Genomic DNA, 21,619 nt, shown 5'->3' with positions numbered 1-21,619 from the left:
TTTAAAAAAGAAAAATAAGACCTTTACCCGTAATTATAGTCTCCCTTTTTTTAGCTTTGTACCATGCAAAATCTTTCCAAGAAGCTTCAGATTGATCTTATAGAACTTAAGGCAAAATATGCCTTTATTATGGATGAACTTGAAGTAACTTTTGCAGATGCTTACCTGTCGAAATTGCAAGCTAAACAACGCCTGGCCGAGCAGATGATGATAGAAATGGAAAGGATACTGACCGGGGAGGCTGGAGAGTAAGAAAACTAATCCATTAAGCTATTAGCGGGTATAACAATAGCGACTCAACAAGGAAATGAATATTTTTGTCTGTTGAAGGATTTTGCGCTGCATAAAAATAAACCAATCCACTAATTAAGAGATAGTTTTTAATATTAACCCTAAGGTGATGAAGTGCTGCGGTTATCTGATTCTCGACGCTCCGTTTAGAAATATTAAGTTTTTCGGCAATTTCGCCATTTGTTAAATTTTCTTCCCTGCTCATTAAGAAAATTTCTCTGCAACGTTTAGGTAACAACCGTAAATATCCGCTAATCTGTGTTTTTAGCGCCGATACATTGAGCCATTCCTCTCCATTATTAATGGCATATGCCGATTCGTTTTCCAGGTTTTCGTCTGTAAAAATTACACTTCCTGCTAATTTTTTACTCCTGATCACCTTATACACATGATACCTTGCTGCAGCTTTAAGGTAACTTTTAAAATCCCTGATCTCGAGCACTTCTCTTTTGATCCATATATTGAGAAAAATATCCTGTACAATGTTTTCGCACTCATTTTCATCTTGCAAATAATGCGAAGCAGTAGCTATCAATGACGGGAAGTACCGATCAAATAATATTTTAAATGCTTTTTGATTCCCGAATTTAATGGCCTCCCATAATTCGCGCTCGTCTGCCTCTAGATGGATAGGTTTCATTTATGCAAAGTTCATTGATCTAGATAAAGAATTTGTTAAGCTAATATAAATATTTCGAACGATACCTTAATTCTGAATCTTGTTAGGCTTGTTAAATATTTTTTTAAAAAAAATAAGTGTGTGTGTGCTGAGTTGTGGCTCTATAATGAAAAGCGCTTTACATGACAAAACAAGAATATATTATTCTCTATCAAAAATCACTTCAGGGAAAGTGTACACCAGAAGAAATAGAAAGTTTAAATGCTTACGAAGATGATTTTGAACTGATTGAAAGCACAAAGCCGGGTGGCGAGCAGGCCGAACGCATATTCTTGCAGATCATGGAAACGGCTGGTGAACGCAAGCGTATAAAACCATTGGCGCTGTGGACGAAGATAGCCGCAGCAGCTGCAATATTGATTTTTATTGTATCAGCTGTTTTTTACTTCAATAGTAACCATAAAAGCAACAAGAATGCGCTTGTGTTAAACCATGCAAAAATGATCAAACCTGGTTCCGATAAGGCCATACTTACACTTGGTAATGGACAACAAATTGTACTCAATACTGCTGCTCAAGGACAAATAGCTTCCGAAAGTGGTACCACCATCAATAAAACCGCTGATGGGACATTGGCTTACGATGTTATTTCTGAAGCATCACAAGAAGTGGCCCTTAATACGGTATCGATTCCAAGAGGGGGGCAATATGCCTTGGTGCTTCCTGATGGTTCTAAAGTTTGGTTAAACGCCGCAAGTTCCATCCGATTTCCAACGCGGTTTACAGGCAACAGTCGTGAGGTAGAGCTCGATGGTGAGGCCTATTTTGAGGTAGCAAAGAATAAACAAATGCCTTTTTATGTAAAAGCACAGGATATGAAGCTAAAGGTACTCGGTACACACTTTAATATTATGGCTTATAAAGACGAAGCATTTATCAAAACAACGCTATTGGAAGGAAAAGTGATGCTCACATCAGCTTCATCCATAACCTATCTTAAACCTGGTGAAGAAGGGGTTTTATATGAGAATAGGTTTACGGTGAACAAAGCAGATATAGAGCAGACCATGGCTTGGAAGAATGGTTATTTCGTGTTTAATGAAGAAAATTTATCATCTGTAATGCGCAAAATTTCAAGGTGGTATGACATAGACATTGTATACAATACCCATAATAACAAATTATCATATACAGGTTCGATTTCTAAGTTTAAAGATATTTCTGAAGTACTAAAAGTACTCAGTCTTACAGGAACGGTAAAATTCAACATTGCAGAAAGGAGGGTAACAGTTATCAACTAAATTTTTGCCCTAAACAACAAAACGGATTAACCACCCACTAAACAAACCATACAAAATGAATTTTTTTTATTTAAAAAGAACCAGGCTGATTTCCATGTTTCGACCACTTAAAGTGATGCGACTAACGATTGCCGTATTATTAATATTCTGCGTCCAGGTAAGGGCATCCCTTTATGCGCAGAAAATAAACTTCTCGCTAAAAGGAGCTTCATTGAAAGAGATTTTTCAGGAAATTAAAAAGCAGAGTGGATATGATTTTTTATACAACAACGAAATGATCGGTGAGGCCGGAACTTTCAATGTAACGGTAAAAGATATGACCATACAGCAGGTAATGGACAAAAGTCTTGAAAATCTGCCGCTTAGCTATGCTATTGAACAACACACCATTGTAATTACCAAAAAGGCTCCACCGCAAAAACTTGATATTAAGGGAACCATTACGGATGAAATCGGAGTAGGCGTACCTGGAGCAAGTATTGTGAATGAAAGTTCTAAAAAAGCTGTGTCATCTGATGATATGGGCCGATTTAGTATTGTCGCTTTTGCCGGCGATAAAATAAAAGTACGGATGGTAGGTTATGAAGATTACAGCTTCACTATTGGAAATCAAACAACTTATACCATCAGTTTAAAACCATCAACCGTTGGACTGAATGATGTGGTTATAGTTGGTTATGGAACGCAACGCAAAGCAAATGTAACGGGAGCCATATCGCAGGTCGATGCCAAGGTTTTGGCAGACAGGCCTATTACAGCAGTTTCTACAGGTTTACAAGGTACCATTACCGGACTTACCACTGTAGGCGGTAGCGGGCAACCAGGTGCTACACATTCAGCCTTAAGGATAAGAGGAACAGGAACAACCAATAATCCAAATCCTTTTGTGCTGATTGATGGTGTACCAGGTGATATGAACTGGATTAATCCTGATGATATAGAAAGCGTAACCGTGCTTAAAGATGCAGCGTCTTCATCAATATATGGCTCTAGGGCTGCGAACGGCGTAATTTTGGTTACCACAAAAAAAGGTAAGTTTAATCAGAAGGCCGTTATTTCGTATAACGGTTATTATGGTTTTCAAACACCAATACGTTTGCCAAAAATGTTGGGTTCGGTTGAATATATGACACTGCTTGGCGAAGCACAGGTAAATGCAGGCCTTCCAAAATCGTATACCGATGCCCAAATTGAGGTAGCACGTAACGGGTCTGATCCCAATTATTTTGCCAACACCAACTGGACAAATGCATTAATTAAAGATTATGCTCCTCAACAGAACCATAGTATTAACGTACAGGGAGGAAGCAGCGATTTTAATTATTATTTTTCTTACGGAAGAGAAAACCAGGATGGCCTTATTGCCGGAGATCAATATCAGTTTGCAAAAAACAATGCCAGGGTAAAGCTTTCGGCTTTAAAGCTACTTTCTTTATTAGATGTTGATGTGAATTTGGGCTATTTAGACCGTAACCAAAACCAGCCTGCTGCCGATACTGAAGGTGGTGGAGGTGCTATTTATACGGCATTTACCAGTTCACCATTAACACCTGTACGGTTTACTACCGGTACCTGGGGTTATGGCGGTGGATCTAGTAATCCCTTAGCTATTGCTACCGATGGTGGTTTCAATAATTTTTTCTCTAAAGAATTTACCTCCAACATTACCGGTACATTGCATTTGCTTAAAGGTTTGGATCTCAAATCGCAATATGGTTTAATTGCCAGTTCTCAAAAAAGAAGAACATTTAATAGGAGGATCGATTATTTCAATCCAACTACCAATGCCATTATTTACACCACCAGCCCGAACAATTCGCTAAGGGAAGTGGCCACCACTACCACCTTGCAAAATTTATCGATGCAGGCAGATTATACCCTTAATTTAGACGAACATCATATTAAACTGCTTGGCGGTTATCAGCAAGAAACTTACCGTTTTGATGCTTTTGCGGCTGCTAAAACCAATTTGGTTAGCGATGATGTACCCGTACTGAATATTGGCTCACTGAATCCTACAGCAACAGGAGATGCCTATCAATATGCTTTACAATCACTTTTTTCGAGGGTTAACTACGATTATGCCGGAAAATACCTGGTAGAGTTTAATATGCGTTATGATGGATCTTCGCGATATGCACCTGGGAAAAAATGGGGTGTGTTCCCTTCAGTTTCTGCAGGTTGGAGATTTAGTGAAGAAAGCTTTATAAAAGACAATAGCCGAGCCTGGTTTAGTGATGGTAAAATCCGCGCTTCTTACGGCTCATTGGGTAACCAGTACGGAGCAGATGGACCAGCTTATTCTGAATGGTATCCATATATTAAAGTATTAACCAGTGTAGGTACTATGCCAATTGGTAATATCCTGACTACTGGTTTTGCACAAACTATACTCTCTAATCCATTGTTACGATGGGAAAAGGCCACGATGCTCAATGTGGGTATGGATTTGGCCTTTTTTAACAACCGACTTACTTTTACCGGAGATATCTTTAACAAAAAAACGGTAGATATTCAACTTAAAGTGCCACAGCCTGACGTAATAGGCCTTACCGTTCCTGATCAGAATGCAGGTGCCATATCAAACAAAGGATATGAATTGAGCCTGGGTTGGAACGATAAGATCGGAAACTTTAAATATGGTATAACCGGGCAGTTTTTTGATATCAAAAATACCGTTACCGATTTGGGCGGTGTTCCCCCAACCATTGGCGATCGAATCCGTCAGGTAGGCCAACCGCTTGATGCTTTTTATGGTTACCGGACAGATGGATTAGCTCAGGAGACTGATTTTACCAAAGATGCTGCAGGGAAATACATACCAAAGTTCCCAATTTTTGCTGCAGATGCGGGTAAAGTAGCACCTGGTGACCTTAAGTACCGTGATTTGAATGGCGACGGTCTGATTAGTGCCGATTTAGACCGTGAGGTAATCGGTGATGCTTATCCACGGTATAATTATTCTTTCAGGTTAGATGCTGCTTATCATAATTTTGATCTGAGTGTATTTTTACAAGGTGTAGGCATGGCAAATGGCTACATTACCGGAGTGGGTTTACATGCTTATAATGCCGATGCTGCATTTCCTCAAGAAGTGCACCTGGATAGATGGACGCCACAAAACACTGGAGGTTCATACCCACGTTTTGTATATAAAGATACCCGTAACACCGGAAGATTGGCCGATTATTGGTTGCAGGATGCAGCTTATTTAAGGGTAAAAAACCTACAGTTGGGTTATACTATCCCCGGAAATTTCTTGCAAAAGATCCACATAGATAGGCTAAGGGTTTACGCTTCGGCCGATAACCTGTTTACCGATACCAACTTCTTTTATGCTTACGATCCCGAATCGCAGGCAACCAGCGGCGGATTATATCCTCAGGTTAAAACGTTCATTTTCGGTCTTTCAATTAAGTTAAAATAAACCACCCATGAAAAATCAAAATCAATATATAAATAGCCGTAGATCATTTTTAAAAGCAACGGGTCTGCTGGGCGGCGTGGCGCTGATTCCTTCCTTTTTCTTAGCTAGTTGTAAAAAAGGATTTCTTGATCGTGAACCGCTAGATTCGGCAACCGATATCAGTTTCTGGAAAACAGAAGAACAATTAAAACTGGCCGTAAATGCCTGTTATAGCAATTTAAGAAACAATAATACCATCTCCATGGAAAACATGGGCGACAATACCATTTATCCACCTAATTCAGAATATCAGGCCATTTCTGCAGGAAATTATGATTTTACCTCTGGTACATTAAACTCCGAATGGGTAAATTTATATGCTGCCATAAGGCGGTGTAACCATTTTCTCGAAAATTACACCAAGGCCACTAATATTAGTGCAACTGCCTTAGCGCAGTACGCAGGCGAAGTAAGGTTTTTAAGGGCTTTTATGTACACTTATCTGATCTTCCTTTTCGGCGATGTACCGTTAATTTCTAAAACACTTGATATTGGCGATGAAGAAGTATTTGGTCCGCGTAATAAAAGGGCAGAAGTGCTCGAATTTGTTTTTGCCGATTTAGATGCAGCAGCAGCTGGTCTTCCAACTACTTATACTTCTGCAGATCTTGGTCGCATTACCAAAGGTGCCGCATTTGCCTGGAAAGCCAGGGTAGCACTCTTTTTCGAAAAATGGAGCATTGCAGAGGCCGCCGCCAAGTCGGTAATGGATCTGAATATATATCAGCTATATACAGCTGGAGGTACAGCTAAATGTTATAATGACCTTTTTACCTATAAAGGAAAATTAGCCGCAGGTGCTAACAAAGAAACCATTTTAGCAAGACCAAATGTGGCCGGGGTAAGTGTGCACAACACCAGTCGCGAAATTCAGGTGCCCGATCAAACGAGCCGCTACTCGCCAACGAAATCGTTGGTTGATAGTTATTTATGTACAGATGGGCTTCCAATAGATAAATCGCCATTGTATAGCGAAAGCGCTTATGCCGATATCTTTAAAAACAGAGATCCACGTATGAACCAAACCATATTAACACCTGGTTGGGCTTGGGGCGGACAAGATGATGGCGATGCCGATGCCACTACAAATCCGATATTTAACACGCCTAAGTGGAACGCTGATAAAAAGGGTTGTATAACAGGGACTGGATTTTACTTTAGTAAATACGTAGAAGTTGCTGCTGTGGGTACTGTAAGTCAGGATTCGAACGATATCCATCATATCCGTTATGCCGAAGTACTGCTTACTTTTGCAGAGGCAAGGTTGGAGCAAGGTACACTTACCCAAAGTGATATTGATAATACCATTAATAAGTTGCGCGACCGTGTAGGGATGAAGCGAATGGTAATTACCGAACTTGCCGCGGCTGGATTGGATTTAAGAACCGAAATCAGACGCGAAAGAAGGGTGGAGCTGGCACTTGAAGGACAGCGCTATTACGACATACTCCGCTGGAAACAGGGCGATTTATTGGCTCAGGATGTAAAGGGTATGAAGAAAAGTTTGGTTGAAAGCTTTAACCAGCAATATGTGGCTACTATTGCAACAGATGCCAACGGGTATTTTGTGGTAAACACAGGTAGAAAATTTGTTGCTCCTAAAAATTATCTTTGGCCAATTCCAATTACACAATTACAACGCAATCCGGTACTGGGGCAAAACCCAGGCTGGTAGCTAATTTAAGAGGCTGTATCAATAATGTATACCTGTCATCTTTGGCCTATCCAGATTGATCGGGAAGTTAAACGTAGGCACATTCGAACCGAAATTAACTTTATAATACAGCCTCTTTTTATTATTAATTTAACCGATATGAAATTATACCCTTTTTTAATACTAAGTATTTGCCTTTTAGGTGCTTGTTCGCCTAAGATCAGTAAACAAGCTGAATCAAAGCGCAGTAATGTACTGCGCATAATGTCTTATAACCTTCATCATTGTAACCCGCCATCAAAAGAGAAAGAAGGTCTTATAGATGTTGATGCGATTGCCAAAGCAATAGCACAACAAAAACCTGATCTTGTGGCCTTACAAGAAGTAGATGTGAATACCAAAAGATCGGGCAGTATTAACCAAGCCGTTTTGCTGGCTACCAAATTAAAGATGAATTTTTATTTTGGCAAGGCGATAGACCACGATGGGGGCGACTATGGGGTAGCCATTTTATCACGTTTTCCTTTATCAGGTCAACAGACTTTTATGTTACCAAAAAATAACGATGCCAAGGCAGAACAAAGGGTTTTGGCCATTGCGACTGCAGAAATTGCAAAAGGAGTTTTTATCCGTTTCGCTTCCACCCATCTTGATGCGCAACGTCCAGAAGATAACCGTATTCTTCAGGCTAAAGAGATCAATCGGTTAACAGCAAAAGAAAGCTTGCCACTAATTGTTGCCGGTGATTTGAATGCTGATCCAAGTTCAGAAAGCATTAAAATATTCGATTCGAATTTTACCAGAACCTGTAACGATTGTGGTTTTACCATTCCTGTAATCAACCCACGGAAAACAATCGATCATATTGGTTTTAAAACCGGGAATCCTTTTAAAGTTGTTTCCCACGAGGTTATTCCTGAGCGTTATGCCTCAGATCATTTACCGATCGTTGCTGTGCTCGAACTAAAAAAATAGCAGAACTATATACCATTTATGTTATCTCTTTTTTAAAGCAGGTGGTATGCTGAAGGTAGGTTTTTTGTCGACATCTTTAAAGTCTACTTCCATAAAGTAGCGCTTTTGTTTAATGATGTAATTTTCTATAAACCACAAAATATCAGGCAGGTTTTCGACCATTGGCGAGCCAGCTATTTCGTGCCCCATATCTTGCACATGCTGAAAGTAATACGGATATCCGTTTTTTCTGAAGGTGCGTGCAAGATACTTGGAGCCAAAAAAGCCCCTGTTAAGCAATCTCACTTTATTATAGGGTACAAGTTTATCGGCTGTGCCGTGGAAAAGCATTGTAGGTGCTGGTGGCATGGCATATTTTGGTGCACCATGATAACTTAATATTGCTCCGGCAAAAGAAATTACACCTTTGTATTGAAAATGCTGTGGAAGCTTAGCCGATAATGCTGTCGCATTCCGCTTGTTATAATCAGCATGTAGCGCCGTAATAGCGCCCGCACTTGATCCCGATAGGATGATCATAGCCGTATCAATACCGAGTTCTTTTGCATTTTTAATCAGATAAGCTGTTGCGTCGAAAACATCTGTCGTAGCGGTATCAATAGCTGCTTTTAAATTAGAAGTATTAAATGGACTAGGAAATTTCTTTCCTTTAAGGCCTAGTCTATAGTCAACCGAAACCACTTTAAAACCATGTCCTATTAAAGTGTTAAAGTATTGATCAAATAATTTGCTATCTCTGCGGCCCATAACAAAGCCTCCACCAAATACAAAAAGCAGTGTTGGCTTGGTTTCTGTTATTTTACCACTGTAATAAATGTCTAACTTTAGTGTTGCTGAATCAGTTTGGGAGAATATTTTAGTATCTACACGATATTTTTTATCCTTGAGTATAATTTGTGCTATTGAAGATAGAGAACTGAACAAAAGTGTTAGGAACAGTACGCTTAGCGGATATACTTTATTATTGGGCATCATCTATGTTTTAGGAAGAGGTTCGCTATTAGCCAAATGGATCGGCTTTGATTGCTATGCTAATTTATTGCATTTTCAGTTCAAGTGCAATTAAATACACGATATTCTACACCCTTAATTTAATTTAGCTTTAAATATAATTTGATAGGCTATAATAACGATTGAACTATTCTTTGTAACCATTTAGCTTAAATAATAGGATATTTTTGCAAATCACTCCGTTTCTGAAAATAGGTGTAATAATTGGTGGTTTGCAATCTTTAAATTGAGATTTGATCAAGTTTAAACTGTTTTCATCGTAAAGATTAGAAGGAATAATATAATATACATTGTCTCCAGCAGTTAATTGCTGTTTGGTTTGGTTAGACCAATAATACTGGTGTAGATCGAATATTTCCCCTATGCCATACGTATGTAAACCCGTTCTGGCGCAGACATAAAAATCTAAATGAGCAGCAGGAAACCACTTTGTAATCACAATGGTATGGACTGTTTTGTCCCTTTGTGATGATTTATCCAATCGATAAATAGAATCAATTATCCTTCCAGTTTCTTTCCAGCCGTATAAATCTAAGGTGGGGTCACTCGCACCAAAATGCATTGGATCTTTTTGCGGCGAAAATGAGCCCTTATAAAAATTAATTGCGACAAGGCCTGTACATACAACGAATAAGAAAAACAGCATGCTAACACTAATAATGGTTTTTACTTTTGATAATGTAAAAGATTCTAGTTTCAATGCAGAAAGAAATATTAAACAGGTATAGGCTGGGCCAGACCAATGTGGCAAGGTATCTCTAAAAATGGAGAGGATAATTAGCGTAGCAATAAGTGGGAGCGCACAATACAATAGCAGTTGTATTTCGCTTTTAAGATGATGGTGTTTTGTTTTGGCTAAACTAAAAACTGTAATCCATGCCAGAAAAAAAATAATAGGATTGTTGTAAAATATTTGCCCGCTAATTTCTCTGGCGAAAGCCAATGGATTTATACCAGCATGGAACAGGCTAACCCGATTACTATGATAAGTATAAGTAATGAAATGATGCTGGATGTTCCAGATGATAAAAGGAGATACAATAATCAAACTAATTAACATGGAAACATACATGCCTTTTTGCACCATGAATTTTCTATTGCTAAACAGAGCGAACAATACAACGGCCACCCATAGGTAGATACCATGTATTTTACACATCATACAAATACCTGTTGCCACACCGAACCAGCACCAGAGACTTAATGTGGGTAATCTCAGATGAATAGATTTAGTAATTTTAAGTAATAAAAAGATGCTCCATAGCCAGAAAACCATTTGAGGACTATCAGGCAAAATAAATGTCCCAGCGATAATGCTGCAATAAAAAGATGAAGAATAAAGTAAAACGGCAAACCAGCCTACGCGGGCATTAAGGAGTAGTTTACCTATTTTATATACGATTATTGTACCTATTGTAGATGATATTATGGCACCGAGCCGAACAGCCAATTCGTTGTGGATGTATAAATTTGCTGTTGTTGTTCTGATTAACCACGCCACAAAAGGAGGATGATCAAAATAATTCCACTCTAAATTTAAGGCATAGGTCCAGTAATATACCTCATCGTTTCCAAGGGCTATTGTTGAGGCTATAACCAGTTTGATTATAGTCATTGCCATTATAAAAAACCAAAGTTTAACTGGAATTTCTTTCACTTAAACTGGATTGGCCTGACTGGCAATTTTAAGCTGTTTATATCTTTTGGTTACCTTGGTCGGTCTGAAAAGTTTAAGATCGTATACTTGATGATAACTCACCATTGCACAGATTATACCGGTTATAGCGCCAAAAATTACATCGATAAGAAAATGTTGGGCCAGGTATATGCGAGAATAACCGATCAGAAAAGCGAAAAATAAACAATAAGCTGAGATTTTCTTTTTCTTGAAAACCAAAACTAATACTGTGGCTAATGCAAAAGCGGATGCGGTATGACCTGATGGAAAAGAATTTTGGTCGTGCATGCTTACCCCTTCAACAAAATGGCTATATTGAAATAAAGTCTGCTCGAAAAAATATTTTGGACGGGGCATGTGGAATACCCTTTTTGCGATTTGGATGAGCAGCCCCGAGTAAATATAAGAAAGAGCCACAGTCATTGCTTTTTTCTTTTTCCGTAGGGTGAGCAAGATTATTGCGGCCAGAATACTGATTAAACCATCTCCAAGATTAGTGATGTACTTAAAAAAAACATCCAACCACTCCGGATGAAACTGGTTAAAAATGAGAAAGCCATCTGTTTTAGAAAAACTAAAATTAAAAATAAGCAACAACAGCAGTACTGATATCGCGGTAAAGAAATAATAATTGAGTTTGGTCAATCTTTTTATCGTACGCATATCAAGTTCTTTAACACAAAACTATGAGCTGTATGTCATTTGAAAGTTAAGCGAATATCATGTTTGTGTCATGCTGTTCGACTTAAGATTTAATAACAAGATCTGCATGCGCGCTATAAAACCTCAATGATTAGGACTGGGAGAATGATGATATGATAAAAGTCTTTTCTTAACATTTCTTAATAAGTTAATATGAAAGCGCTGATAAGTTAAAACGCTTTGTCTTGCTTTGTGGCAAAAGAATTAATAATTGATTATGCAAAACAACCAGGTAAAGGTTAGCCCAGATCTACAGCAGTTTATTGATAAGTTTGAGCCCAGCAAATTTAAACTAATGTCAGGTGGGATCGAAATCAGGGGAATAAGCGATATGCAAAGGAACATTGCTCAAGCCAGAGAAATTATAGAAAGATTAAAACTTCGCCTAATTGTTTCGCATAATGCCGAAATGCTTAGTTATCGTGGCTTTGAAGTAAATAACCTATAAGCCACAAAAACCGATTTTTATTCGGTTTGTAGAAAATCGTCATTGCGAGGATCGAAGCAATCTTACAACTATCGCTACCAGCGAGCGCATTAAGATTGCTTCATCCAATGAAAAATTGGCTTCGCAATGCCGATTTCTTAAAAGCTGTCCTACTTCATTATATTTTTAATGCTTAGTTCTCATAACGACAATTCTATATTATACAGCCTCTTTTTACGAAGTTGTTAATTGTATAAACCTAGCTCTGCTAGAGATGCAAACTGCAAACCATCTTGTGCAGAGGTGGCAATTACTTTAAGGTACCTTAGGGTTTTGGTACTCCCAAATGCAAAATATTGCACTCCGGCAGCGTTTTGAGCTACATAATTGTTTACTGAGGTGAAATTTATATTATCGGTACTTGTTAAAACCTGAAAGTTTTTAATCGCCCGGCTCAATCCGCTTCTTTGCACTAAACTTAAGCCATTTGCCGATTTTGAAGACCCTAGATCAATAACAACCTGGTGCGGATAACTTGTTGCAGAGGTGGTCCAACGTGAGTGCCAGAATGTACTGTGGCTACCATCAATTAAAGTAGCAGCCCTGCCATTGATAGCCCCTTCGCCGCTGGTTTCTTCAGAGCTGAAAGAATTGATGCTCCATCCAGTTTTACTTAATTCTGTTAAAGGTGCAACATTATCTTGCAGGGTAGAGGGGTCTGTGTTTGGTGCAGGTAAACCCAAAGCGGCCATATCAGCATATATTTGAGTAGTAGCTGCTGAAGTAGATAAATTCAATCCCCATTTCTGAAAGAAGTTACTTAAGTCTTTGCCCGATATACTACAAGCCTTCAGCATGAAATAACGCAACCTGGCATCGTCATTAGCTAACGTTGGATTTTCAACACGCATATTTTTGGCCAGGGTTCTATAAAAGTTATCGCCATAAGCCAAAGTTAATTGTTGGAACATGCAAAGCCTGATAAACAGATCGGTTAAAGGATTGGCATAACTTGCTGATCCGTTATAATCTTTGGTTCCGGCAGGTTTTCCTAAATAGGTAAAAGCTTTTGGCCAAACGCCATCATTTACCAACCTGTTAATAGATGGAGTAAGCGTACGTTGCACATATAAGCTGTAAAGATTCACCGTAACCTCACCCAAAGCACCCCAACGCCACATCATTTGGTGCTGGTGGCCCAGTTCATGCCATAAACCCCAACCATTGGTACCCACTGCACTTAATGTTAAAATGGCATTAACATCTGAAGTGATATAAGCTGTGCGGTAATCATAAGCGAAAAAATAATAGGCTGGATCTTCATGCTGTGTTAAAAGATAGGTATGCACATTTTTCGCATGGGCAGGCAATGAGTTGTCTAAGCCGTTCAAATCATCTTCTAGTGCAATAACTTGCGTAATCTTGTTCAATATAGCGCTTTGATCTTCTGATTGGTATTGTATTGCCTTAGTTCTTGATACTACGATAAAACAATTTGTACCCTCTAAAACAACATCAGGAGTGGTATAGGTTTGTAATTGATTAATCCAATCTGAATTTGTAGTTACACCAACTTTGTAATAAGGCGCATATTGGTGGCCACTATTAAAAGTTACTTTAGCGGTTGATCCGGTCATTGAATTGGTGTACCTGATCCATAATAAGCCCCCTACAGCATTGCTAATTGTATTGGTGCCTGCAGTTAGCTGTACAGATGTGGGTTGGGTGTTCCATGTGCCATATCTAGAATATGTGCCAATTAATAATTTGGGTAAGCGGGTGCCAGCGGTTTGTTCTACGGTAATATCTAACGTAGCCCCCGGAGCCATGTATAAACCGGTTGCTGTAAAATCCGTTAAATAGTATCCATTTTTTAAGCGGTCCCTTTCAATTGATGCAATGATTTTTTCGGTGACATTAAAAATATTGGTTTGAGTGAGGGATTGTACACTGACACCACTCATCGTTTTTTTGCTGTTTACAACTTCCTCTTGTAATACAGCCGTTTTTTTACATGCCGAAAGGCCTACAATTGCCGAAACGGTTAAGAGTAATAATTTTCTTTTCATTTTTTAGATTTTAGTAAGTATTTGGTTATAGGTAGCCATGTTCCAATAATGGGTTATGGTGATAATTAGTTATTGTAATGTATAGTTTGCCAGTTTAAACCTAATAAACTGGTATAGATCTATTTAAACGTTAATACAATATATTCATAAATACATTTATGTAGGAGAAAAAAGACTGCGCAAACGTTTGATTCGCCTGTTCTTTACAGTATTAATCGCTATATTTATTTTCCGTTCCGAAACTTTGTTACATTAATCTTTATCACGAAATAGCATTTGCAGCATTAGAGGGATAGTCCACGCCTTGGCTTTAGGCATACCTCTAATTTCAATATATTCTTCACAAAACACATTCAGGTACCCTGCCCAGAGTAATGAGCCTATGAAAAACAGGATTAGCGAAACGAAGACCATAAAAATACGCATGTATGGCACAGCAAGCTTCGGATTGCTCAACAGAGATTAGGCCCTGCGCTGACCTAACCACCAAATTGAGAAAGAACCAATAGAACTGGTTTATCTAATTTGCCGTTTAATTTTGGAGGCAGGTTTATAAGCCACGAATGAAGCGAAGTTGTTACTGGAAATGGTAGAATGATGGCCTTTCGCTGGGAATTTTTCATTGATAAGGCCATAATACTAAATTTAAAGATTGAAATATTAAGTGGTATTAATGTATAAAGATGTACCAATGTGTAATCCAACCATAATAAAGCTAATTAAAATCCAGATATGAGTCAGTATTTAGGTGCTTAGCACGGTATACGAACTAACGAGCTTCTGGTAAGTTAATTGTAATTAGCACTTCAAAATAATTACCTTTCAGTCCGGAGGAGATCGCTGCCCTGTCTGCATAGGTATGAAGCAGTCTTTGGCGGATGTTTTCAAGGCCGGTATGGAAACCTGTATCGTTCAGGCCTGTGTTAATCAGATTACTGGTTTGAATACTAAACTGCGCTGCCTGCAACTTTACCCTAATTTTTCCAGGATCTTCTGGTTGGCTGAGGTTACCGTGTTTAACCATATTTTCGGTTAGGCTAAGTAAAAGTAATGGAATTACCTCGGTTGATTCGATTTTCTGGTCATAACTAAAATCTATAAATAAGTCAGGCTGCTTTATTCTGCTAAGCTGGAGAAGGTTTTCGACTTGGCGGATCTCTGCTTCTAGCGGCATAATTTCCGGACCATGTTCGCATTCCAATGCGTAACGCATCAGTTTTGAAAGATATCGCACCGCTTCTGCAGCTCGAGGTTCGCTCTTATGCGTACTGTTATATATGTAGGTTAAGGTATTGAACAAGAAATGTGGGTTAAAATTGCTATCCAAAATACCACCAGAACTCAGGTCTTCGGCTATGGTATCAATTGATTTGAGGTAGCTGATCTCGCTTTCAATGTACCTCAGCAGTGATTCATCAATATTGGGCAAATTCCTGTTATATGATATGCTTATAGTTTTAAAGACCTGCCCAATTAGCTTTTTAAAGAAATGGATTAATCTATTTTGTTCGCTAATGCTTTCGCACTTTTGAAGTTCTTGATTAAAATGGTTGCAGCAGGAGTGATAAAAAGATGGATGATTGAAATTTAAGGAGGTGAGGAGTAGGATAATCCCTGGCATTTGTAAAGGAGCCGCAAATTTCTTTAACTCTATTTTAAGCGATTCGAAAAAATCATGGAGATATCCGGCCTGTTCGAAAGTGAAACGGCCTATACCGCTATTTAGTTGTTCAAAGATATGCGTAAAGATCTCGATGGTTTCATTATCAGTATGCAGTCCTTCGAGGTTTTTTAAGATCTGGCTGGAATTTTCCGCAATAACTAATAATAGTTGTTTCTGAGTAATTACGGAGACAGGGCTATGATAGTCGAAATAGTATGGGAAATAATGCTGAAGGTCCAATACCATCTGGTTAAGCAGATTTGATATGCTACTAATTTCTTCAGTTTTGTTTTTTTGACCAGCATTATGATTATCCCCATTCACTATAGTTTCTAACTCCTCCATTAATTGGATCAACCCTCTTTGGTGTTGTGTTAAATAAACCCTTAATCTATCAGGCGCTATTTGAGTAATATTATGCTGAATGGAGCTGAGTATTCGTTTACTTTCCTTTAAGATTTCACCTTGTAGTTCCTTACGCGGCCGTTTATATGCTGTTCCTGCGGTAAGGGCATCTAAAATTGTTTCCCTGAAGCTTATAAGTTCATACATCATTTGCTTAGTAACCAATTACTTAATTCTAGGCTTTTATTTTCATTTTTTTGTATTTAGTGTGGTAAAACGAACCGTTAACGTGGTGATACTTAATTTTAGCACGGTTTGTTGGCTAGTTTGTATGTCTATTTGATTTTAATAAGTCTTGGTATATTCAGCAAATTAGTTGCGCAGCTAAGCAAACTGAAATATTTTGATGCGCACCTGTAGAAATTTGTTCAACACCGTTAAGTTTAAGCCCTAAACTGTGGTTATTTATCATAAAAATGCCCCAGAAAGTGTTTAACTTTTTGGGGGCATCCAATTGAGTTTTTTAGTTAAAACAGCCTACTCTGAAGCGGCTTCAGCATTAACAGCACCGACAGCAATTTCGGTCAGGGCTATGTCTGTTGCTTTTTCATTCTCCAGGGTTTGTCCTAGTAGCTCAGCTACATCCGAACGGTCCATATTTTCTGCGAATACTTTTAAGGTTCCATAGGTGGCAATCTCGTAATGCTCTACCTTTTGAGCAGCAACGATCAATCCGGCATCGCGGATCATGGTGCCAGTATCGGTATCTTCTATAATACCATTTGCTTCTTCCAGTAATCCTGCCATTGCATCGCATTTTTTTGCTGCAGGTTTCTCATCCAGTAACCCAAAAACCTGTTCCAAAGTATCTATATGGAGCTGGGTTTCCTGCGTATGTTTTTCAAAGGCTGCAGCGAGCTTGGGACTGGTTGCTGCCTTTTTCATTTTGGGAAGTGCTTTTACCAAATGTTTTTCTGCCCAATAAATATCCTTTAACTCATCAATAAAAAACTCGTGGAATTCAGATGATTCAATTTTTCCTGTTGTATTCCCCGCTGTTTTATTTGTTGTTTTGGTGCCAGCCTTAGCTGAAGCTGATTTTGTTTTAGTTGCCATATGCTTTATTTTATTTATAATTTTCTTTATTATAAAAAACTGTACATATGGCTAATGGTTTAGGAAATTATGCAAAACGCGTATTCCCCGTGGGCATGATAGGTAGTTATCACCGCATGGGTACTGGCTACCTATTTTAAGCTTATATATAAAAAGGCAAAACAATTTTGTGACTAAGAGGATTTTTCAGTAAATGGTTACAATGGAAAAACAGGAACTGATACCCACCCAGCAGATCGGTCAGCAAACCGATGCTGAAGAAGAAAAGATACTAGTTTCGACTGTTGAAGCTAAGGCTACATATCAAAAGGTAGTTCAGCACCTGTTGGACGTTAACGAGTGGTATAGGATTTCTACTATTGAAGCCAGCTGCTTTAAACTGTTTGACCAGAACGGATCTCCACTTAATAGAGCCGCTCTTGAGGGTGATTATATTAGAATAGACATACCCGGTCCGGGAACAGCTGCTGGAAAAGGTTTTGATTGGGTATATATTGAACAGTTAGAGAAATATGCCGATGATGGTTCGGACATCGACTTTACCCTGTTTGTAGCGAGGCCCAGTAGGGTTCCAGGTATTTTTGGAGGAAAGATAGCCCATTTTTTTACCGATAGGGCCACATCTACATTTATTGTTTTCCGTAGAGCTAACGTACTTAGCGTTGAAGTGCATGGACGGAATGAAGTGCCGAACACACAGGACCAAAACCTATTAGACAAGACCAGGAACCTAGTGGTGAATGGTGGAAGTACCATTGGCATGTCCTTTGCGCAATGGCATCTTTTGGTTTCTGGGATTTTGAAGCAGACTAGGTTGGACCTGTAGAAGAAAAGAGCACTGAGGTAAAGTCTGCAGAACCTGAAGGCATTGCCCAATGGAACGATTATACAAAGGAATTATAATACCCACTTTAGGCTGATAAGACCAGGTACATATGTCTGGTCTTTTTTGTTTTGAATGCTCCTCTGATTCTTAATCAATGTAAGATTAGTTAAGATGAATTAAAACTTTATGGAATGCGAAATGTTGTTTAAATAAATAACTCTTGCGACAACCATAAGGCTTGTCTTGATGAGGTAAAATCATAATGAAGAATATTATTTTAGCAGAGGATCATGAGGTCATCAGGACCGGACTTACAATGCTTCTGGAATCCACCAACGAATATAAAATTGTTTTTGCTGCAGGTAATGGACAGGAAGTACTCAATGCGCTGGATCAGGGATGTCAAGCCGATCTTGTAGTTTCTGACATTGGGATGCCCGTTATGGATGGGATTACAATGATCAGCGCACTTAGGGAAAAGTATCCAAAGGTTCCTGTATTGATTATTTCGATGCTTGAAGACGAATCACATCTATATCAGGCCATGGGCGCAGGGGCAATGGGTTTTCTCACCAAGTCGGTAAATTCTAATGAACTGTTTTTCGCAGTTTCCAAAATTTTTGCAGGTGAGCGCTATGTTTGCTCGGGACTTTCAATCAGGTTGGTCGATAAGATGATTGATACTGCCCTTTCATCAAGACTGGGGATGCTAAGTTCTGAATTCTCTTCAAGAGAGATCGAAATTCTTCAGCTTATCGGGCAGGGTCTTACCAATGCAGAGATCGCAGATAAGCTTTTTATTTCTCGCAGAACTGTTGAAGGGCACCGTCAGAGCTTGATCGATAAAACAGGTGCCAAAAATACGGCTGTCCTGATGCGTTTTGCCTACACTAATGGAATTCTAAACTAATGTAGGATATGGTTGGCAATTAAAAAATTTATATTATGAACGGCGGAAGGATCTGGTTTGTTCGCGAAGAAGGCACAGGCACAACTTTCTTTATTGAACTTCCGAAAAATTAATTTTTGGGTACTTCGCTCAGAAAAACAAGTATTTTCCACAAGTGACGATTTAGATAGGAGGAGGTGTTTTAGTGATAGTGTATAAAAAAGAGGATAGCAGTTTTGTAATTGCTATCCTCTTTTGAATTATGCTTGGTACTGCTTGAGGTATCTTTTTAAGAGGATTCTGGCCTCATGAATATAAGTTTTAACCGTTCCTAGCGGAAGTTGCATTTCTTCGGCTATTTCATGATATTTATACCCTTCAAAGTAGCGGATAAAAGGGGCTGAATATTTTTCAGGAAGCAATGCAAGTGCACGGTTAATGTCTTGTAGCGCGAAATTGCCTTCTGAGGCATTTGTTGTTGCGCTAAAATACAGGTTTGCCGAGGTAATCTCTTCTTCCTGTACAGTAAGGTCTCTGGTTTTTAGATTTTTTCGATAACTATTAATAAAGGTGTTCTTCATGATCACGAACAGCCATCCCTTAATATTGGTACCATCTTCAAACTTGGAGAAAAAACGGGTTGCCTTGAGCAACGTATCCTGTAGCAGGTCATTGGCATCTTCTGTATCCCTCGTAAAATTAAGCGCGTGCAATCTCAAAGACGACGCGTGAAAGTTAATGGTCTCGCTGAATTCTTTCTGTGTCATAAGGCTCTGTTTTAGCGTTTAATGATAAAGTACAAAAGCTATACCAGCGGTGGCATCCGTTAGCATTCAAATTGAGCCCTATAGGTAGATTCCGCAACCGCTGTATTTTTACCTGCCTTCAATCTTAGTTGGTCAAAACGCTTGTTCTTAAATGCACAATATGTTGCCTAAATGATAAACTGGTATATATTATGCCCAACAATTTAGTCTCTAATGTTGTTGCTAGTAAAACAATGAAACAAAATATCAAAGGTTATTATTCCGGTACCAGCGGCCTGTTGTTGCCTGTGCCAAATAAAATGCATTATCCCGATGCGTTTAAGGAGCGTTCAAGGTTATGTTATTACGGTTCATTAATGAATAGTATCGAAATCAACAGCTCATTTTATAAGATTCCGCTCGCCTCCACTGTAAAAAAGTGGAGTGAAGAGGTTCCGGAAGATTTCCGCTTTACTTTTAAACTTTTCAAAGGCATCACCCATGCTCCACAGTTGGGATTTGACCCTGCAGATATTGCCAGGTTTATGGAGGTAATTGCCAATGCCGGGCATAAGAAGGGTTGTATTTTGGTCCAGTTTCCGCCGAGCGTGAGGATTGCCAATTTCCCCCAGCTTTCCCGATTAATGTCTTGCCTGCATGAACATGATTCCGAAAACGCCTGGAAGATTGCACTGGAGTTCCGGCACACATCATTATATGTAGAAGAAGTAATGGAGCTATTGGATGAAAATGGACTTGGTATTGTTACTCATGATAAAGGTACAGCAGCGAGCCCTCTTGATGATACCGATAGCAATTTTCGTTACCTGAGGTTTCATGGACCAGGTGGCAATTATCGGGGTAGTTATCCTGAAGATGTGCTTGCTGAATACGCAGGTTATATTGCCGAATGGCTATCGGCGGAAAAGGAGGTTTTTGTTTATTTTAACAATACCATGGGAGATGCTATTGGTAATCTAAAAACCCTCAAGCGTTTTGTAGCGGATATCGTTTAATGTTTAATACGTTCTAGCTTTTTTTGCACGATCTGCAGTCTTTTTTGCCACCTCGCAACTACTTCGTTTTCAATCAAAGGAAGACCCTTTTTACCAAGCAATCCAAGGCTCATGGCGAGTGCTCTGGTATCACTTGCCTTTTCAGGATGTTCATCTATATAACGCTGTTGCTGTCTTTCCGTTTCCTGTTCAAGGGCATTGACCGCTTTTTTAATGAGTTCAATTTCTTTCGAATATTCATGCAGTTTCCGGTAAGCCATCATCAAACGGTTATTGGCATCAATATGGGCAGGCTTGTTCTTGAGCAATAGCAGGTATTGCTTAACCGCTTCTTTAAGCAAACCATCTCTTTCGGCCTGCCTTCCCAACTCAAAATATTTGGCTTCCCGGATCTTTTTGCTATTCATCATTATCAATTGGATTACAGCAAGAATAACACTTATGCCAATGGGATGTTTGAATCTTACACAATTATAACAGCGTGCTGCTACCGATAAGCAAAACAATATAGCCTAAATAAGGATTATATAGATAAAGCTGAATATGGAAAATGATGATCTATATCCAAGTGGCCATGAAAGCCATAAGATAAATGCCCCAGAGCCAAAAAAGGATGCTGCTAAAGTGTTCCACAATATTGAAAGTGATAATGATACATTGGAACCACAGAATTTTGGTCCAGATTCTGGAACTATCAATGCCAATGACCCTTCGGAGTTGGAGTATTGGGCCAATGAATTACAGATCAGTTCCGGAGAATTAAAGGCCACCATTATCCTTGTAAGCAATAAAGTCTCAGACATTAGGAAATATTTAAGCGTTTAA

At 38.9% G+C, this 21,619-nt stretch carries 19 protein-coding genes; 10 read left to right on the top strand and 9 right to left on the bottom strand.

Annotated elements, in window-relative coordinates:
• Window positions 1-63: 63 nt before the first annotated feature.
• The gene (locus EZ456_RS13380) at window positions 64-252 is read left to right on the top strand and encodes a hypothetical protein (RefSeq protein ID WP_131530921.1); all 189 of its coding nucleotides are present in this window, start codon (window positions 64-66) and stop codon (window positions 250-252) included.
• Between the two features lie 13 nt (window positions 253-265).
• Here the strand turns inward: EZ456_RS13380 and EZ456_RS13375 are convergent, their stop codons facing one another.
• The gene (locus tag EZ456_RS13375) at window positions 266-931 is read right to left on the bottom strand and encodes an RNA polymerase sigma-70 factor (protein ID WP_131530920.1); all 666 of its coding nucleotides are present in this window, start codon (window positions 929-931) and stop codon (window positions 266-268) included.
• Window positions 932-1,092: 161 nt separating this feature from the next.
• On the opposite strand from EZ456_RS13375, the gene EZ456_RS13370 reads away from it, so the two are divergent.
• The 4 genes from EZ456_RS13370 to EZ456_RS13355 all read left to right on the top strand — a co-directional run bounded on the left by EZ456_RS13370 (window position 1,093) and on the right by EZ456_RS13355 (window position 8,306).
• Window positions 1,093-2,211, top strand: a complete 1,119-nt coding sequence (locus EZ456_RS13370) for a FecR family protein (RefSeq protein WP_131530918.1) — start codon at window positions 1,093-1,095, stop codon at window positions 2,209-2,211.
• A 55-nt stretch (window positions 2,212-2,266) separates the two neighbouring features.
• Window positions 2,267-5,638, top strand: coding sequence for a TonB-dependent receptor (locus EZ456_RS13365; RefSeq protein ID WP_131530916.1), 3,372 nt, complete (start codon window positions 2,267-2,269; stop codon window positions 5,636-5,638).
• A gap of 7 nt (window positions 5,639-5,645) precedes the next feature.
• Window positions 5,646-7,352 (top strand): RagB/SusD family nutrient uptake outer membrane protein, encoded by a 1,707-nt coding sequence (locus tag EZ456_RS13360; RefSeq protein ID WP_131530914.1) that lies wholly within the window; start codon window positions 5,646-5,648, stop codon window positions 7,350-7,352.
• A 138-nt stretch (window positions 7,353-7,490) separates the two neighbouring features.
• A complete protein-coding gene (locus EZ456_RS13355) occupies window positions 7,491-8,306 on the top strand; it encodes an endonuclease/exonuclease/phosphatase family protein (protein ID WP_165501321.1) in 816 nt (271 codons plus the stop codon).
• Window positions 8,307-8,327: 21 nt separating this feature from the next.
• Here EZ456_RS13355 and EZ456_RS13350 read toward each other — a convergent pair whose 3' ends face one another.
• The 3 genes from EZ456_RS13350 to EZ456_RS13340 form a co-directional block, all read right to left on the bottom strand.
• The gene (locus tag EZ456_RS13350) at window positions 8,328-9,278 is read right to left on the bottom strand and encodes an alpha/beta hydrolase (protein ID WP_165501320.1); all 951 of its coding nucleotides are present in this window, start codon (window positions 9,276-9,278) and stop codon (window positions 8,328-8,330) included.
• Between the two features lie 166 nt (window positions 9,279-9,444).
• Window positions 9,445-10,938, bottom strand: coding sequence for an ArnT family glycosyltransferase (locus EZ456_RS13345; protein ID WP_131530910.1), 1,494 nt, complete (start codon window positions 10,936-10,938; stop codon window positions 9,445-9,447).
• A 36-nt stretch (window positions 10,939-10,974) separates the two neighbouring features.
• Window positions 10,975-11,658: a phosphatase PAP2 family protein gene (locus EZ456_RS13340; protein WP_131530908.1), complete on the bottom strand. Its 684-nt coding sequence runs from the start codon at window positions 11,656-11,658 to the stop codon at window positions 10,975-10,977.
• 256 nt (window positions 11,659-11,914) lie between these two features.
• Here EZ456_RS13340 and EZ456_RS13335 point away from each other — a divergent pair, with 256 nt between their 5' ends.
• Complete coding sequence (locus EZ456_RS13335) at window positions 11,915-12,145, top strand: hypothetical protein (RefSeq protein ID WP_131530906.1); 231 nt, start codon at window positions 11,915-11,917, stop codon at window positions 12,143-12,145.
• A 224-nt stretch (window positions 12,146-12,369) separates the two neighbouring features.
• Here EZ456_RS13335 and EZ456_RS13330 read toward each other — a convergent pair whose 3' ends face one another.
• The 3 genes from EZ456_RS13330 to EZ456_RS13320 all read right to left on the bottom strand — a co-directional run bounded on the left by EZ456_RS13330 (window position 12,370) and on the right by EZ456_RS13320 (window position 17,317).
• On the bottom strand, window positions 12,370-14,193 hold the full coding sequence (locus tag EZ456_RS13330; protein ID WP_131530904.1) for a M60 family metallopeptidase: 1,824 nt from the start codon (window positions 14,191-14,193) through the stop codon (window positions 12,370-12,372).
• Window positions 14,194-14,962: 769 nt separating this feature from the next.
• Window positions 14,963-16,411, bottom strand: coding sequence for a histidine kinase (locus EZ456_RS13325; protein WP_131530902.1), 1,449 nt, complete (start codon window positions 16,409-16,411; stop codon window positions 14,963-14,965).
• A gap of 327 nt (window positions 16,412-16,738) precedes the next feature.
• Window positions 16,739-17,317: a YciE/YciF ferroxidase family protein gene (locus tag EZ456_RS13320; protein ID WP_131530900.1), complete on the bottom strand. Its 579-nt coding sequence runs from the start codon at window positions 17,315-17,317 to the stop codon at window positions 16,739-16,741.
• Between the two features lie 202 nt (window positions 17,318-17,519).
• Between EZ456_RS13320 and EZ456_RS13315 the strand changes: the two genes are divergently transcribed.
• Entirely contained in the window at window positions 17,520-18,143 is a 624-nt protein-coding gene (locus tag EZ456_RS13315; protein ID WP_131530898.1) for a hypothetical protein, read from the top strand.
• Between the two features lie 262 nt (window positions 18,144-18,405).
• On the top strand, window positions 18,406-19,053 hold the full coding sequence (locus EZ456_RS13310; protein ID WP_131530896.1) for a response regulator transcription factor: 648 nt from the start codon (window positions 18,406-18,408) through the stop codon (window positions 19,051-19,053).
• Window positions 19,054-19,292: 239 nt separating this feature from the next.
• Here the strand turns inward: EZ456_RS13310 and EZ456_RS13305 are convergent, their stop codons facing one another.
• The gene (locus EZ456_RS13305; protein ID WP_131530894.1) at window positions 19,293-19,799 is read right to left on the bottom strand and encodes an RNA polymerase sigma factor; all 507 of its coding nucleotides are present in this window, start codon (window positions 19,797-19,799) and stop codon (window positions 19,293-19,295) included.
• Window positions 19,800-20,032: 233 nt separating this feature from the next.
• Between EZ456_RS13305 and EZ456_RS13300 the strand changes: the two genes are divergently transcribed.
• A complete protein-coding gene (locus EZ456_RS13300; protein ID WP_131530892.1) occupies window positions 20,033-20,794 on the top strand; it encodes a DUF72 domain-containing protein in 762 nt (253 codons plus the stop codon).
• On the opposite strand, the gene EZ456_RS13295 is transcribed toward EZ456_RS13300, so the two are convergent.
• A complete protein-coding gene (locus EZ456_RS13295; protein ID WP_131530890.1) occupies window positions 20,791-21,204 on the bottom strand; it encodes a hypothetical protein in 414 nt (137 codons plus the stop codon). The two genes, EZ456_RS13300 and EZ456_RS13295, sit on opposite strands and share 4 nt — an antisense overlap.
• 133 nt (window positions 21,205-21,337) lie before the next feature.
• On the opposite strand from EZ456_RS13295, the gene EZ456_RS13290 reads away from it, so the two are divergent.
• A complete protein-coding gene (locus EZ456_RS13290; RefSeq protein WP_131530888.1) occupies window positions 21,338-21,619 on the top strand; it encodes a DUF3606 domain-containing protein in 282 nt (93 codons plus the stop codon).

It is taken from the genome of Pedobacter psychrodurus, assembly GCF_004331735.1.
GTDB lineage: Bacteria > Bacteroidota > Bacteroidia > Sphingobacteriales > Sphingobacteriaceae > Pedobacter > Pedobacter psychrodurus.
This window is presented reverse-complemented; position numbering and strand designations above follow the sequence as displayed.

Coding starts and splice junctions, on each gene's coding strand:
- EZ456_RS13315 (WP_131530898.1), top strand. CDS start 17,520: ATGGAAAAACAGGAACTGATACCCACCCAGCAGATCGGTCAGCAAACC.
- EZ456_RS13360 (WP_131530914.1), top strand. CDS start 5,646: ATGAAAAATCAAAATCAATATATAAATAGCCGTAGATCATTTTTAAAA.
- EZ456_RS13330 (WP_131530904.1), bottom strand. CDS start 14,193: ATGAAAAGAAAATTATTACTCTTAACCGTTTCGGCAATTGTAGGCCTT.
- EZ456_RS13295 (WP_131530890.1), bottom strand. CDS start 21,204: ATGATGAATAGCAAAAAGATCCGGGAAGCCAAATATTTTGAGTTGGGA.
- EZ456_RS13380 (WP_131530921.1), top strand. CDS start 64: ATGCAAAATCTTTCCAAGAAGCTTCAGATTGATCTTATAGAACTTAAG.
- EZ456_RS13365 (WP_131530916.1), top strand. CDS start 2,267: ATGAATTTTTTTTATTTAAAAAGAACCAGGCTGATTTCCATGTTTCGA.
- EZ456_RS13355 (WP_165501321.1), top strand. CDS start 7,491: ATGAAATTATACCCTTTTTTAATACTAAGTATTTGCCTTTTAGGTGCT.
- EZ456_RS13305 (WP_131530894.1), bottom strand. CDS start 19,799: ATGACACAGAAAGAATTCAGCGAGACCATTAACTTTCACGCGTCGTCT.
- EZ456_RS13290 (WP_131530888.1), top strand. CDS start 21,338: ATGGAAAATGATGATCTATATCCAAGTGGCCATGAAAGCCATAAGATA.
- EZ456_RS13300 (WP_131530892.1), top strand. CDS start 20,033: ATGAAACAAAATATCAAAGGTTATTATTCCGGTACCAGCGGCCTGTTG.
- EZ456_RS13325 (WP_131530902.1), bottom strand. CDS start 16,411: ATGATGTATGAACTTATAAGCTTCAGGGAAACAATTTTAGATGCCCTT.
- EZ456_RS13320 (WP_131530900.1), bottom strand. CDS start 17,317: ATGGCAACTAAAACAAAATCAGCTTCAGCTAAGGCTGGCACCAAAACA.
- EZ456_RS13370 (WP_131530918.1), top strand. CDS start 1,093: ATGACAAAACAAGAATATATTATTCTCTATCAAAAATCACTTCAGGGA.
- EZ456_RS13345 (WP_131530910.1), bottom strand. CDS start 10,938: ATGGCAATGACTATAATCAAACTGGTTATAGCCTCAACAATAGCCCTT.
- EZ456_RS13350 (WP_165501320.1), bottom strand. CDS start 9,278: ATGCCCAATAATAAAGTATATCCGCTAAGCGTACTGTTCCTAACACTT.
- EZ456_RS13340 (WP_131530908.1), bottom strand. CDS start 11,658: ATGCGTACGATAAAAAGATTGACCAAACTCAATTATTATTTCTTTACC.
- EZ456_RS13310 (WP_131530896.1), top strand. CDS start 18,406: ATGAAGAATATTATTTTAGCAGAGGATCATGAGGTCATCAGGACCGGA.
- EZ456_RS13375 (WP_131530920.1), bottom strand. CDS start 931: ATGAAACCTATCCATCTAGAGGCAGACGAGCGCGAATTATGGGAGGCC.
- EZ456_RS13335 (WP_131530906.1), top strand. CDS start 11,915: ATGCAAAACAACCAGGTAAAGGTTAGCCCAGATCTACAGCAGTTTATT.